The organism is Vibrio sp. Vb1337 (genome assembly GCF_033338715.1).
Classification (GTDB): Bacteria; Pseudomonadota; Gammaproteobacteria; order Enterobacterales; family Vibrionaceae; genus Vibrio; species Vibrio alginolyticus.
In genome coordinates, this window is sequence record NZ_JAWOTD010000015.1 from 79,616 (window position 1) to 93,436 (window position 13,821).

Annotated in this window: 11 protein-coding genes; 5 read left to right on the plus strand and 6 right to left on the minus strand. The window is 44.7% G+C overall.

Going from position 1 to position 13,821, the window contains the following annotated elements:
- Position 1: 1 nt before the first annotated feature.
- Genes nrfD through nrfB form a run of 3 tightly spaced genes read right to left on the minus strand, consistent with a single transcriptional unit; the run spans position 2 to position 2,260 of the window.
- The gene (gene nrfD, locus R7E42_RS16890; protein WP_017820466.1) at positions 2-973 is read right to left on the minus strand and encodes a cytochrome c nitrite reductase subunit NrfD; all 972 of its coding nucleotides are present in this window, start codon (positions 971-973) and stop codon (positions 2-4) included.
- Entirely contained in the window at positions 970-1,656 is a 687-nt protein-coding gene (nrfC, locus tag R7E42_RS16895; protein ID WP_086046905.1) for a cytochrome c nitrite reductase Fe-S protein, read from the minus strand. Before nrfC ends, nrfD begins: the two co-directional genes overlap by 4 nt.
- A gap of 1 nt (position 1,657) precedes the next feature.
- Positions 1,658-2,260 (minus strand): cytochrome c nitrite reductase pentaheme subunit, encoded by a 603-nt coding sequence (nrfB, locus tag R7E42_RS16900; RefSeq protein ID WP_017820468.1) that lies wholly within the window; start codon positions 2,258-2,260, stop codon positions 1,658-1,660.
- Between the two features lie 449 nt (positions 2,261-2,709).
- Between nrfB and nrfA the strand changes: the two genes are divergently transcribed.
- On the plus strand, positions 2,710-4,137 hold the full coding sequence (gene nrfA / locus R7E42_RS16905) for an ammonia-forming nitrite reductase cytochrome c552 subunit (RefSeq protein ID WP_021033971.1): 1,428 nt from the start codon (positions 2,710-2,712) through the stop codon (positions 4,135-4,137).
- A 118-nt stretch (positions 4,138-4,255) separates the two neighbouring features.
- Here the strand turns inward: nrfA and R7E42_RS16910 are convergent, their stop codons facing one another.
- The 3 genes from R7E42_RS16910 to gyrA all read right to left on the minus strand — a co-directional run bounded on the left by R7E42_RS16910 (position 4,256) and on the right by gyrA (position 8,311).
- Positions 4,256-4,810, minus strand: a complete 555-nt coding sequence (locus R7E42_RS16910; protein WP_054729065.1) for a hypothetical protein — start codon at positions 4,808-4,810, stop codon at positions 4,256-4,258.
- Positions 4,811-4,852: 42 nt separating this feature from the next.
- On the minus strand, positions 4,853-5,476 hold the full coding sequence (locus tag R7E42_RS16915; protein ID WP_017636127.1) for a tetratricopeptide repeat protein: 624 nt from the start codon (positions 5,474-5,476) through the stop codon (positions 4,853-4,855).
- A gap of 123 nt (positions 5,477-5,599) precedes the next feature.
- On the minus strand, positions 5,600-8,311 hold the full coding sequence (gene gyrA, locus R7E42_RS16920) for a DNA topoisomerase (ATP-hydrolyzing) subunit A (RefSeq protein ID WP_017636128.1): 2,712 nt from the start codon (positions 8,309-8,311) through the stop codon (positions 5,600-5,602).
- 475 nt (positions 8,312-8,786) lie between these two features.
- On the opposite strand from gyrA, the gene ubiG reads away from it, so the two are divergent.
- From ubiG to yfaE, 4 genes are all read left to right on the plus strand, one after another.
- Positions 8,787-9,494, plus strand: a complete 708-nt coding sequence (ubiG, locus tag R7E42_RS16925) for a bifunctional 2-polyprenyl-6-hydroxyphenol methylase/3-demethylubiquinol 3-O-methyltransferase UbiG (RefSeq protein WP_017636129.1) — start codon at positions 8,787-8,789, stop codon at positions 9,492-9,494.
- Between the two features lie 501 nt (positions 9,495-9,995).
- Positions 9,996-12,278, plus strand: a complete 2,283-nt coding sequence (nrdA, locus tag R7E42_RS16930) for a class 1a ribonucleoside-diphosphate reductase subunit alpha (protein ID WP_005376819.1) — start codon at positions 9,996-9,998, stop codon at positions 12,276-12,278.
- An 83-nt stretch (positions 12,279-12,361) separates the two neighbouring features.
- Positions 12,362-13,495 carry a class Ia ribonucleoside-diphosphate reductase subunit beta gene (nrdB, locus tag R7E42_RS16935; RefSeq protein ID WP_005376818.1) on the plus strand — a complete coding sequence of 378 codons (1,134 nt, stop codon included), beginning with the start codon at positions 12,362-12,364 and terminating at the stop codon, positions 13,493-13,495.
- Entirely contained in the window at positions 13,495-13,776 is a 282-nt protein-coding gene (gene yfaE, locus R7E42_RS16940) for a class I ribonucleotide reductase maintenance protein YfaE (protein ID WP_005376817.1), read from the plus strand. The genes nrdB and yfaE overlap by 1 nt, the downstream gene beginning before the upstream one ends.
- Positions 13,777-13,821: the final 45 nt, after the last annotated feature.

The window sequence follows — 13,821 nt, forward strand, 5'->3', positions numbered from 1 at the left end:
CTTACACTATGGTCATTTGACCGGCATAGAGAATGAAAGTACGTAGCATAAGTACGCCAACCAAGCTCAACGTCGTGACCACAAAAACGTAACTGCCTTTGTGGCGCACTTCTGAAGGCGTTAACCAATTGAGAGTCAAAGGCGTAATCATGCCGATGAACACTACGCCAACCCAGAACCATTGAGCCCAGAATCCACTCGAAATAGCATTCCAAGCCGCGACTTCGTTCTGACCACCGCTGAAGATCAATCCAGTAAAGAAGGTCACTAAGACAAACAACTCAAACAACACTACTGGGCGTTCAAATCCGTGCACCCAAGACACACTTGGGCTGCTGGTCGACTCTTTAAACACCAAGATGCCGAACATCAAGCATGCCGCTGCACCCGAGGACAAACTAGAGAACAGGAACAAGATTGGCAGTACTGGATTGTTTAGCATTGGGTAAGTCTTCAACGCAGACAATAGAAAGCCAGTGTACGCTGCAAGTACGATGGCTAAGAAGCCCAAGAATAATTCAATTGCGTTGTTGGCTTTCCCCGCCTTAATCAAAATGCCATCGGCAAAATCCAGCAGTTTGCTTGGTAACTTCCCTTCACAGAAGCTGATGATTTGATGGCGGAAGATAACGCCAATCCAAACAAACAGCACTAGCATGTACACTTGGAACAAGATCACGCCCATCGACATCACAGACGTTGGGTTGTAGTAGATCATGATCTTCCAAAACTCTAAAGGCTTGGTTAAATGGAAAATCAAAATTACCAACCCAGCAATGATGCCAAATGGTGCGAGCCAAGCCATCGCTTTCATGATGCCGTTGTTTGCAGGATCACCTTCAATCACTTTGCGTTTTAAATAGATAGAAATAATCACCGCACCCGCTGACATCCCAGCAAGGAATAAGTAAATCGCGATGATCCAATCCCAGACTAACGAGTCAAAGTGGAATGCACTTTCGAAGCCGTTCATGATGACACCTCCCCTTTGCTATGCGGAATTTTGTACAGTTTAGGTTGCGTACCTAAATGCGATTTATCGCGATAGACAACATGGCTTTCGATAGCTTTGCTCACCTCGCTAGTTGGGTCATTTAAATCACCAAAGATGAGTGCTTTTGTTGGGCAAGATTCCACGCAAGCTGGCTGCTTACCTTGCGCTAGGTTGGTATCACGGCAGAAGTTACATTTATCCGCAGAGTGATCGACTGGATTAAAGAAGCGCACTTGGTAAGGGCAAGCAGCAAGGCAATAACCACATCCGACACATTTCTCTTTGTGTACATCCACGATGCCGGTCGCTTCATCTTTGTATGCAGCGCCTGTTGGACAAACGTATACACATGGTGGGTTATCACAGTGCTGACAGGATTCACGAGTAAACTGGTATTCCACATCTGGGAACTCGCCAATCGGTTCACTGCGATGAATTTTAAGTCGCGTTACGCCTTCAGGGACTTTATTTACTTCGCGACAAGCATCGGTACAAGCGGTACAGCCAATGCAGGCATTTTCATCATGAACCATACCCATGCGTTTCGCTTGTTCACGGTTGCTGGCATAAAGAGAGGAGCTAACAACGGAAGTGCCTGCAACGCCTGTAGTTAAAATCAACGCGCCGCTGCCGGCTAAAAAGTTTCTTCTCGAACATTTCATGCTATCTCTCCTCTTCTTTGGCAAGTTCAGGTTCGACGGCAAATTCAGAGTGACAATCCACACACTGCTTGATCAGTTGTTTTCTGTCGTACGACAACGCTTTGGTTTTCGCTGCGTGTACATCGTGGCAATTTGAACAAGTGAGGTTTTTGGCGTGCACATCGTGCGTCCAGTGGATTTCTCTCAGCTGTGTCGGTGCGTGGCAATCCACACATTGGCTGTTGGCTTTAAGAATCATGCTTGGATCAAGGAACACTTTGTCGTGTACCTCTTTCGATTGCGCGGCAGAAAACTTAATCACATCAGGCGCGCCCTCACGATGGTCGGGACCAATGTTGCTATGGCAATTGGTGCAATTAAGTTGCTTCCCTTGGCTGAGTAGAGCTTGCGGGTCATGCGAAAGGTTCAGAGTCTCTTTTGCATCCTTATGACATTGCAGACACTTGTAGTCACGGTCACGGATCAACTCGACTTGATGACGCTCAGCTTGAGCACCTTCAATCGGCTCTGAAGAAGTCGCATGGGCGGCGATGGAGAAACCATAGATGGCAAAGACGAAGAGAAGTTTCAGCATTGTCTCTATGGTCAATTTTATATTGCCCATATTGTTCTTTCCTTAGCTCGATAATAATTGATAACTATTCTCAATTATTTATTTGAGCGACAATTAATTTCCTCTGAAGATATTTTTTAGATCTTCAAATGACATCAATTCTTATTTCGGAAAGCCACAACGCTAAACCTATATTTATAATACCTCTATTATTCATAAGGGGTAGAAACGCCTGCTCAAAAAGCGAACTAAATCACCCTATTCTTAAAAAGGTTAAAACCCAAAGCATTGCAGAACAATGACTTAACAACTACCACTTTAGAGGTATATAAATTCAAACATGACTGAGATCACTGGTGTAAATTGATCTAAAACAAGACAAGATTCACTCACTATTTCATCTATCCAATTAAGCAATATTATTAATCGTAGATCTCCAGTTCTTATTTGGAATAGCTCCTCACAACGCTGCTAATAAAAACGAATATGGAGATAACACTGTGAGCATAAAACACTGGATGAGCGCACCTATTGCGGTTGCGACCTTATTCGCCAGCCAATTATTTTTGGTTGACGCTCCGTTAGCGGCAGAAGAGAAGGATTTTATCGATCCTCGTAACGATGTCTTTGAACAGAACCACCCTGATCAATACCATTCTTGGAAAGCAACATCCGAAAGTGAGCACATTGAAGATGCTCTAAGTGAAGACCCAAACATGGTTATCCTGTGGGCAGGTTATGGCTTCGCGAAAGACTACAACAAAGCGCGCGGTCACTTTTACGCAATTGATGATGTTCGTCAAACCTTACGTACCGGCGCACCGACTGATGAAAAATCCGGCCCTATGCCGATGGCGTGCTGGAGCTGTAAAAGCCCAGACGTTGCTCGCGTGATTGATGAACGTGGTGAAGACGGTTATTTCGAAGGTAAATGGGCACGCTTAGGCTCAGAAATCGTCAACCCTATCGGTTGTTCCGATTGCCACAACACAGGCTCTGAAGCCTTCAAGAAAGGCGAACCTGCGCTAGCACTGACTCGCCCATACGTCGAGCGTGCTTTTGATACTATTGGTAAAAACTTTGATGAACAGTCTCGCCTAGATAAGCAAGCATCGGTCTGCGCTCAATGTCACGTTGAATACTACTTCACCGGCCCAACTAAAGCGGTTAAATTCCCATGGGATATGGGCACCACCGTTAATGACATGGAGAAATACTACGACGCGTTGAATTTCAAAGATTGGACGCATGCCGTATCTAAAGCGCCGATGCTAAAAGCGCAACATCCAGGTTTCGAAACTTGGAGAGCGGGTATTCATGGTAAAAACAAAGTGGTGTGTGTGGACTGCCACATGCCTAAAGTGACCAAAGAAGACGGTACGGTGTACACAGACCACAAAGTGGGTAACCCATTTGATCGTTTTGAAGACACCTGTGCGCAATGCCATACCCAAACTAAAGAGCAGCTACAAGGCATCGTTTCGACTCGCAAAGCGCAAGTACTGAACATGAAGCTAACCGCCGAGAAGCAAATCGTAGCGGCACACTTTGAAGCAGGAGCAGCGTGGAAAGCAGGTGCAACAGAAGCAGAGATGGAACCTATCCTACAAGATATTCGCCATGCACAATGGCGTTGGGACTACGCGATTGCTTCTCACGGTGTTCACATGCATGCTCCTGAGGTAGCACTTGAAGTACTAGGTACTGCAGTTGACCGCGCTGCTGACGCCCGTACCAAATTGGTTCGTTTACTGGCAACCAAAGGCATTACTGACCCTGTTCAAATTCCAGATATCTCGACCAAAGCGAAAGCACAACAAGCACTGGGCATGGATATGGATAAGATGAACGCAGACAAGAAACACTTCCTAGAAACAGTAGCGCCAGAGTGGGATAAAGCAGCAGCTGAACGCGAAGCCACGTATTAGTCTAACTGGCAACGGTTAACTTATAGATACAACAAGGGGCGTACTGAACGCCCCTTTTCTTTCTTTATTATCTTTATCTCTTCATCCTGATTCTATCGAGAGACAAAAATCGAATGTACTAGCGACGAGGAAGCCTAGGTCTAGGTTGAATATTTGGACGTGCTTTAGGTATCTGCACATTTGGACGAGCAACTGGACGCTGGATCTTCGTTTCCGGTAATGCTTTTCTTTGTTGAACCTTTTCTTTCACCGCCTTGCCTTGTAAAGTCGCTGGTTCAATATGCTCCGGACGATTCTCCCATTGGGTTCGAATCTCTTGCTTTTGCTCGTCAGGCAGTGATTGCCAATGATCGTCAAGTTGGCGTTTCATGTTATCGATATTGGCGGACATATCGTCGTCTTTCCAATCTTCGATTTTGTCTTTGATGGATTGCTGTTGGTCTTCATCTAAACCATTCCACCACTCTTCCAGTTTCTCTTTGTATTCATCGTCGTTATCGCAACAGCCCGGATAGTAATAAATCCAGTAGTCGTCATGATCGTACCACCACGGGTCGTAGTAACCCGATGAATAATAAACCGTAGAGGAAGAGCCAGAATGATCGGAAGAGCTACAACCCGACAGCACAGAGCCGCACAGCAAAACCAATATGCTTAGTGCTTTATTTTTCATTCGTTGCCCACCTTTCCCTCTATTGCTTGTTAAATTGTACGCTTACAACAGCTCTTTTGCTTTGTTAATAGAGTTAATGATTTGCACCCTATCTAAATTTGGATCATTAGAATCTAATAATAGTACCCAGGCATCAATCGCTTCCTGAAATCGGAATGACAGAAAATGATCATTTGCGATCAAAGACAAAGCGGCTTCATTGTGCGGTTCTATCTGCAAAGCTTGCTCCAAAAGCAAGCTAACTTCTTGCGTCATTGATTGCTGGTGAATGTAGTACAAGGTCGTCGCTTTTGCGGCAAGTTGCGTGGCACTGACTGGCTCAGTCAGTTGGATCGCGTAATCAAAACAAATCAGCGCGCCATCAAATTCCCCCTCTAGCAGGTAGCCCTGCCCGAGTTGGAACCACAATTCAGCGTTGTTCGGATCTTCACGCAACTGGTCTTGAATCTCTTTCATGATGTCACGAGCAGTCATCATTCGTGACATTTCCGCTTGTATTGATTTAGGCGGAGTTTGATGCAGCAATAAGAAACTGGCACTCGTCACGACAAGTACTAACAGGCAAAAGCCAAACCATTGAGCAGGTTTAACTTTTGATGCACTCAGTGATAAGAGTACGATAAACAGCCCCATCAGAGTGATGGCAGCGAAAAACCAAACAGACATAACACGTCCTGTAAACAAAGATAACGTCAGTGTACGCATTTCTTACTTTAAATGCGTTGATACAGATACAAAAAAGCCGAGCAACTAAGGCTCGGCTTTTCATATCAGGATAACGATGTAAGATTACTCTTCGTTACCTTCCTCTGCATCATCAGCAGCTGGAGCGTCTTGCTGCGTATTTTCGTCTGTTGACTCTAACGCTTCTGCATCTTCATCAGCAGGCAGCTCTTCATCATCAACTTCTTCAATACGTTGCAAACCAACAACTGATTCATCTTCCGCAGTACGGATAAGCGTTACACCTTGTGTGTTACGACCAACTTGGCTAACTTCACCCACACGAGTACGTACTAACGTGCCAGCGTCGGTGATCATCATCATTTCATCACCTTCAACAACCTGGATAGCACCAACTACCGGGCCATTTCGCTCAGAAACTTTGATAGAAACTACACCTTGAGTGCCACGACCTTTTGTCGGGTACTCGCTAAGTGCTGTGCGTTTACCATAACCGTTTTCTGTAACCGTTAGGATGTCGCCTTCGTGCGAAGGAACAATAAGTGATACAACTTGGTCATTTTCAGCCAGTTTCATACCACGAACACCAGAGGCGGTACGACCCATAGGACGAACACCTTTAAACTTGATCTCTGGCTGACCATTCTCATCAAGAACTGGTTTACCATTTTCATCAAGTACTGGAATCTCTTCTGCTTCTTTAAAGCGAACCACTTTACCCGCTTTAGAGAACAGCATGATTTCATTTTCGCCGTTAGTGATATCCACACCGATTAACGAATCGTCTTCACGTAGGTTCACAGCGATTAGGCCGTTTGAACGTACGTTTGCAAACTGGTTCAACGGCGTTTTCTTAACCGTACCGTCACCTGTTGCCATGAAGATGAATTTGTCTTCAGAGAATTCATCAACACGTAGAATCGCGGTAATGCGCTCACCTTCTTCGAGTGGAAGGATGTTTACGATTGGCTTACCACGCGCAGTACGGCTCGCTAGAGGCAATTGGTAAACTTTCAGGCGGTATGTTTTACCACGAGTAGAGAAACACAAGATGTTATCGTGGGTATTCGCCACTAGAAGACGCTCGATATGGTCTTCATCTTTCATCTTAGTCGCACTCTTGCCTTTACCACCACGGCGCTGTGACTCGTAGTCGCTCAGTACTTGGTACTTAACGTAACCACCGTGAGATAGAGTAACCACAACGTCTTCACGTGCGATCAGCTCTTCCATGTCAATATCATGGCTCGCAGCTGTGATTTCTGTACGACGAGCGTCACCAAAGCCGTCACGAACCGCTTCAAGTTCTTCACGGATCACTTCCATCAAACGCTCAGTGCTCGCAAGGATATGCATGAGTTCAGCGATTTCTTCTAGAAGTGTTTTGTATTCGCCAAGAATCTTCTCGTGTTCTAGACCTGTTAGTTTATGTAAACGTAGATCTAGGATAGCTTGTGCTTGTTGCTCAGTCAGGAAGTACTGACCATCACGAATACCGTATTCAGGCTCTAGCCATTCAGGGCGCGCAGCATCTGTACCAGCACGCTCTAGCATTGCTGAAACGTTGCCTAAATCCCAACCACGAGCGATAAGACCCGCTTTTGCTTCAGCCGGTGTAGGTGCCTTACGGATAAGCTCAATAATTTCATCAATGTTAGCAAGCGCTAGAGCTAAACCTTCAAGGATATGAGCACGTTCACGCGCTTTACGCAGTTCGAAAATAGTACGGCGTGTCACAACTTCACGACGGTGATCAACAAAGCACTTCAACATATCTTTTAGGTTGAATAGCTGTGGCTGGCCATTGTTTAGGGCCACCATGTTGATACCGAAAGTGGTTTGCAGCTGAGTCTGAGCGTAAAGGTTGTTTAGAACTACTTCGCCCACAGCATCGCGCTTACACTCAATAACAATGCGCATACCGTCTTTATCTGACTCGTCGCGCAGTGCACTGATACCTTCTACTTTCTTATCTTTAACTAGCTCAGCGATCTTTTCGATCAAGCGAGCTTTGTTCACCTGGTAAGGAATTTCAGTGACGATAATGGTCTCTTTACCATTCTTCTCCACTTCGATGTCCGCTTTCGAACGCATGTAGATTTTGCCGCGACCTGTTTTGTACGCGTCTACAATGCCTTTACGACCGCTGATAAGCGCCGCCGTTGGGAAATCAGGACCAGGAATGTAATCCATTAGTTCATCAATAGTGATTTCTTCATTATTGATGTATGCAAGACAGCCATCAATCACTTCGCCAAGGTTATGAGGCGGGATGTTGGTTGCCATACCTACTGCGATACCAGAAGCACCGTTAACCAATAGGTTTGGAATTTTAGTTGGAAGAACCGCTGGGATCTGCTCAGTACCGTCGTAGTTTGGTACGTAGTCTACGGTTTCTTTATCTAGGTCAGCCAATAGTTCATGGGCAATTTTTGCCATTCGAACTTCGGTGTAACGCATTGCCGCAGCAGAGTCGCCATCGATCGAGCCAAAGTTACCTTGACCATCGACCAGCATGTAACGAAGCGAGAACGGCTGAGCCATACGTACGATTGTGTCGTACACAGCACTATCACCATGTGGGTGATATTTACCGATTACGTCGCCGACAACACGGGCTGATTTTTTATATGGTTTGTTCCAATCGTTGCCTAGTACGTTCATCGCGAATAAAACGCGGCGGTGTACTGGTTTTAGGCCATCACGCACATCTGGAAGAGCACGACCCACGATGACTGACATCGCATAGTCTAGATATGAACCTCTAAGCTCATCTTCAATGTTTACGGGCGTGATCTCTTTAGCTAAATCGCTCATAGAGCCATTATCCCTCTATTATCTGATCGTAATTACGATACGTGTAAGGTGCAAAAATATAACACACAATTCATCACTTCGGCATCACTTTCCCTCTCCTTTTATCAGGTTGTGAGCTTGGTTATGAATCAAATGTCGAGAATTTGCACACTCATCCCATATCTTTCTGATTAGTGGTTATATTTCGGTCAATATTGAGCAAAATCGGACTCTTTACGCGGAAAAGCGAGGTAAATTCCTTTAACCACACAACGCGAAAATGCAGGTTTTAGAGTTATTGTCACTGGCACTAGTTCAAGGATGAACCAAAAACAATAGCTAGCGCTTTAAAAATTACAGGCACCTGTCTCGATTGCCGCGCCAGTGAACTCTGTCATTGTCCCTTAACTAAGCACATCGAGGTTGTTTGGGTGTAAAACGTTGGAGTATACTGGCGCCCTCTAAAGGACTCAGATTGAATGCAATAAAACCAATTATGACTAAAGCACAAAACGTCGACCCAAGTGAAATTAAGAAATTCGAGGACATGGCTTCTCGATGGTGGGATTTAGAAGGCGAGTTTAAGCCGCTTCATCAAATTAACCCACTTCGTTTGAACTATGTACTTGAAAAAGCAAATGGCTTGTTTGGCAAGCGAACACTTGATGTCGGCTGTGGTGGTGGCATTCTTGCTGAAAGCATGGCAAAAGAAGGCGCTATTGTGACGGGGCTTGATATGGGTAAAGAACCATTAGAAGTCGCGCGACTACATGCATTAGAAACAGGCACTCAACTGACCTACATTCAGAGCACAATAGAAGACCACGCTATAGAAAACGCAGGAACTTACGATGTCGTGACTTGTATGGAGATGCTTGAACACGTTCCAGATCCTCTCTCCGTTATCCGCTCTTGTGCTGCGCTAGTCAAACCCGGTGGTCACGTGTTTTTCTCAACTTTGAACCGAAACATTAAGTCGTACTTATTTGCTATTGTCGGTGCTGAGAAGCTTCTTAAGATTGTTCCTGAAGGCACTCATGAGCACGATAAGTTTATCAAGCCAGCCGAAATGATGAAGATGATAGACCAAACTGACCTGACGGAAATGGGCATTACTGGGCTTCATTACAACCCTCTAAATGACAGCTACAAACTCGGTCGTAATGTAGATGTAAACTACATCGTTCATACTAAAAAATACTGAACGCTATTAAGTTAAAAAATGAGTTTTGTGATTGACATTTTTTAAAGAAAATGAATCGGAAGCGGTAGCACAAAGTTGCCGCTTTTTTTGTCTTTTTATGGCTAAAATTCGTGCTCTAGATTCCATTTTGACCAAGCCATTTTTCGTAGATAAAAACGGCCAAAGATCAAGGAAAATATTTTTGCATGCGGTTATTTCTAAACCGATCTCGAAACCGTACTTTTAACCATTCAAGTCTGCCCTTTTCTCATCGGTTAGTGTTCACTTACTGATTTTTTTCATTTTGTCAGTTATCCACAAGTCATCCCCGATCTGTACCTTGATAAATCAGTGTAATAGCACTATCTTGTAACCCGCAAACAAATGAACCCCTATATGTTGTGTTTAAGCGACAATATATAGATAGACTTTGATCACAAAGCCGCCGCAAGCTTTACTCATATTGCACATAAACAAACAAAAATACGGCTTTTATCAGTTTTCTTAGGGAAATAAAGCAGAATGAACCAACAACTTACCGTCACCAAGCGTGATGGCCGTAAAGAAAGTATCGATCTGGATAAAATCCACCGCGTTATCACTTGGGCTGCAGAAGGTCTAGATAATGTTTCGGTTTCTCAAGTAGAACTTCGCGCTCACATCCAGTTTTACGACGGCATCACAACGACAGATATTCACGAGACAATCATCAAGTCTGCGGCAGACCTGATCTCTGAAGAGACTCCGGATTACCAATACCTAGCTGCTCGCCTAGCGGTATTCCATCTGCGTAAAAAAGCGTATGGCCAATACGAGCCACCAACGCTTTATGATCACGTGTCTCGCCTCGTCGATATGGGTAAGTACGATCAACATATTCTAGAAGACTACACAAAAGCAGAACTCGACGAACTTGATGCGTACCTCGACCATAAACGCGACCTAAATTTCTCATACGCGGCAGTTAAGCAGCTAGAGGGTAAGTACTTCGTACAGAACCGTGTTACGGGCCAAATTTACGAAAGTGCTCAGTTCTTATACATCCTTGTAGCAGCGTGCTTATTTGCGAAATATCCAAAAGCGACACGTCTTGATTACATCAAACGTTTCTACGATGCGACATCGACATTTAAGATTTCTCTACCTACGCCAATTATGTCTGGCGTGCGTACCCCTACTCGCCAGTTCAGCTCATGTGTTCTGATCGAGTGTGGCGACAGTCTTGATTCTATTAACGCAACAGCAAGCTCAATTGTTCGTTACGTATCTCAGCGCGCTGGTATTGGTATCAACGCAGGTCGTATCCGTGCATTAGGCTCAGAGATTCGCGGTGGTGAAGCATTCCACACTGGTTGTATTCCGTTCTACAAGTACTTCCAAACAGCAGTAAAATGTTGTTCACAAGGTGGTGTACGTGGTGGCGCAGCTACTGTGTTCTACCCAATGTGGCACGGTGAAGCACGCTCACTAATGGTACTTAAGAACAACCGTGGTGTTGAAGAAAACCGTGTTCGTCACATGGACTACGGTGTTCAGTTAAACAAACTGATGTACCAACGTTTAGTTGAAGGCGGCAATATTACGCTATTCTCACCATCTGATGTACCTGGTCTGTACGACGCATTCTTCGAAAACCAAGAAGAGTTTGAGCGTCTATACGTGAAGTACGAGAACGATCCTTCAATCAAGAAAGAAACGGTTAAAGCGATTGAAATGTTCACTCTGCTAATGCAAGAGCGTGCATCAACGGGTCGTATCTACATCCAGAACGTGGACCACTGTAATACTCACAGCCCATTTGATTCTGAAGTCGCTCCAGTTCGTCAGTCGAACCTATGTTTAGAAATCGCACTGCCAACGAAACCATTAACTAACGTTGAAGATGACTCAGGCGAGATCGCACTGTGTACGCTTTCTGCATTCAACTTAGGTGCTATCAAGTCTCTAGATGATTTCGAAGAGCTATCCGATCTTGTTGTTCGTGCGTTAGATGCACTGCTTGATTACCAAGATTACCCTCTACCAGCGGCATACAAATCGACTATGAACCGTCGTACGCTAGGTGTTGGTGTGATTAACTTTGCTTACTACTTAGCGAAGAATGGCGTGAAATACTCTGACGGTAGCGCGAACGGCCTAACTCACCGTACGTTCGAAGCAATGCAGTACTACCTATTGAAAGCATCTGTAGCACTGGCGAAAGAGCAAGGTAAGTGTCCTTCATTCGACGAGACGAACTACGCGAAAGGCTTACTGCCGATTGATACGTATAAGAAAGATATCGATCTAATTTGTGACGAAGCGCTGCACTACGACTGGGACAGCCTACGTAAAGAAATTATGGAGCACGGCCTACGTAACTCAACACTGACTGCACTAATGCCTTCTGAGACTTCTTCTCAGATTTCAAACGCAACTAACGGTATTGAGCCACCACGTGGTTACGTTTCAGTAAAAGCTTCGAAAGACGGTATCCTGAAGCAAGTTGTACCAGAGTTCACAGAACTTAAAGACAGCTATGAACTGCTTTGGAATATCGGTTCGAACGACGGTTATCTACACCTTGTGGGTATTATGCAGAAGTTTGTTGACCAAGCTATCTCTGCTAATACTAACTACGACCCGTCACGTTACGAGACTGGCAAGGTTCCAATGAAGAAACTACTTCAAGACCTGCTAACAGCGTATAAGTTTGGTGTGAAAACGCTTTACTACCACAACACTCGTGATGGCGCGAAAGATGAACAGAAAGACGCTGTTCAACCACAAGATGACGATTGTGCTGGCGGCGGTTGTAAGATTTAATCTTCCCGTACCTAGCGAACCCGTAAAGACAGACTATCGATAACCTCCCCCTTACGGGGAGGTTTAAAAGGAATTGAGGCATTATGGCTTACAGTACTTTTAACCAAAAAAAGAATGACCAATTGAAGGAACCTATGTTCCTAGGTCAATCAGTAAACGTTGCACGTTACGACCAACAAAAGTTTGAGATTTTCGAAAAACTTATCGAGAAACAACTTTCTTTCTTCTGGCGTCCAGAAGAAGTAGACGTATCTAGCGACCGTATCGATTACAACAAACTGCCAGATCACGAGAAGCACATCTTCATCTCTAACTTGAAGTACCAAACGCTTCTTGACTCTATTCAAGGTCGTAGCCCTAACGTGGCACTGCTGCCGCTTGTGTCTCTGCCAGAACTAGAGACTTGGATTGAGACTTGGTCTTTCTCTGAAACGATTCACTCTCGTTCTTACACACACATTATTCGTAACATCGTGAACGACCCTGCTGTAGTGTTTGATGATATCGTTGAGAACGAGCACATTCTGAAGCGTGCAAAAGACATCGCGCACTACTACGACGATTTGATTCAAGCGACGAATGATTACCATCGCTACGGTGAAGGTGAGCATGTCCTTAACGGTGAAACGGTTAAGGTTAGTCTGTACGATCTTAAGAAGAAGCTGTACATCTGTCTGATGTCTGTTAACGCATTAGAAGCTATTCGTTTTTACGTAAGTTTCGCATGTTCTTTCGCTTTCGCAGAACGCGAACTAATGGAAGGTAACGCGAAAATCATCAAGCTGATCGCTCGTGACGAAGCACTTCACTTAAACGGCACGCAGCACATGATCAACCTGCTACGTAACGGTCAAGATGACTTCACTTTCATGCAAATCGCAGAAGAGGCAAAACAGGACTGTTTTGACCTATTCAAAGAAGCGGCTGAGCAAGAAAAAGAGTGGGCAGAGTATCTATTCAAAGATGGCTCTATGATCGGTCTAAACAAAGACATCCTAAGCCAATACGTTGAATACATCACAAATATTCGTATGCAAGCGGTAGGTCTACCAGCAGCGTATCCAGAAGCAACAACCAACCCAATTCCATGGATTAACGCTTGGTTGTCTTCAGATAACGTTCAAGTTGCGCCTCAAGAAGCAGAAATCTCTTCTTACCTTGTGGGTCAAATTGACAATGAAGTTCGCGCAGATGACTTCGAAGGATTCGAGCTGTAATGGCAACACTCAAAATCAACAAACTGATCAGCATTGAATCCAACCCTTCCAATACGATTTTGGAAACAATGGAGCAAGCTGGCCTATTACCAGAATACAACTGCCGTGATGGGCACTGCGGCGCCTGTCGCTGCAAATTGGAGTCTGGTGAAGTGGAGTATGTTGGTTTTGCCATGGCTTACACACAAAGTGATGAAATATTACCTTGTATCTGTAAAGCAAAATCAGATTTGTCACTTAGCGGCGTTAACTACGCGATGAAAGAAAAGCAGCGCGCATAACGTTGACTCGACGGTATAAAATGCAAAAGCCAAGGTAATCACCTT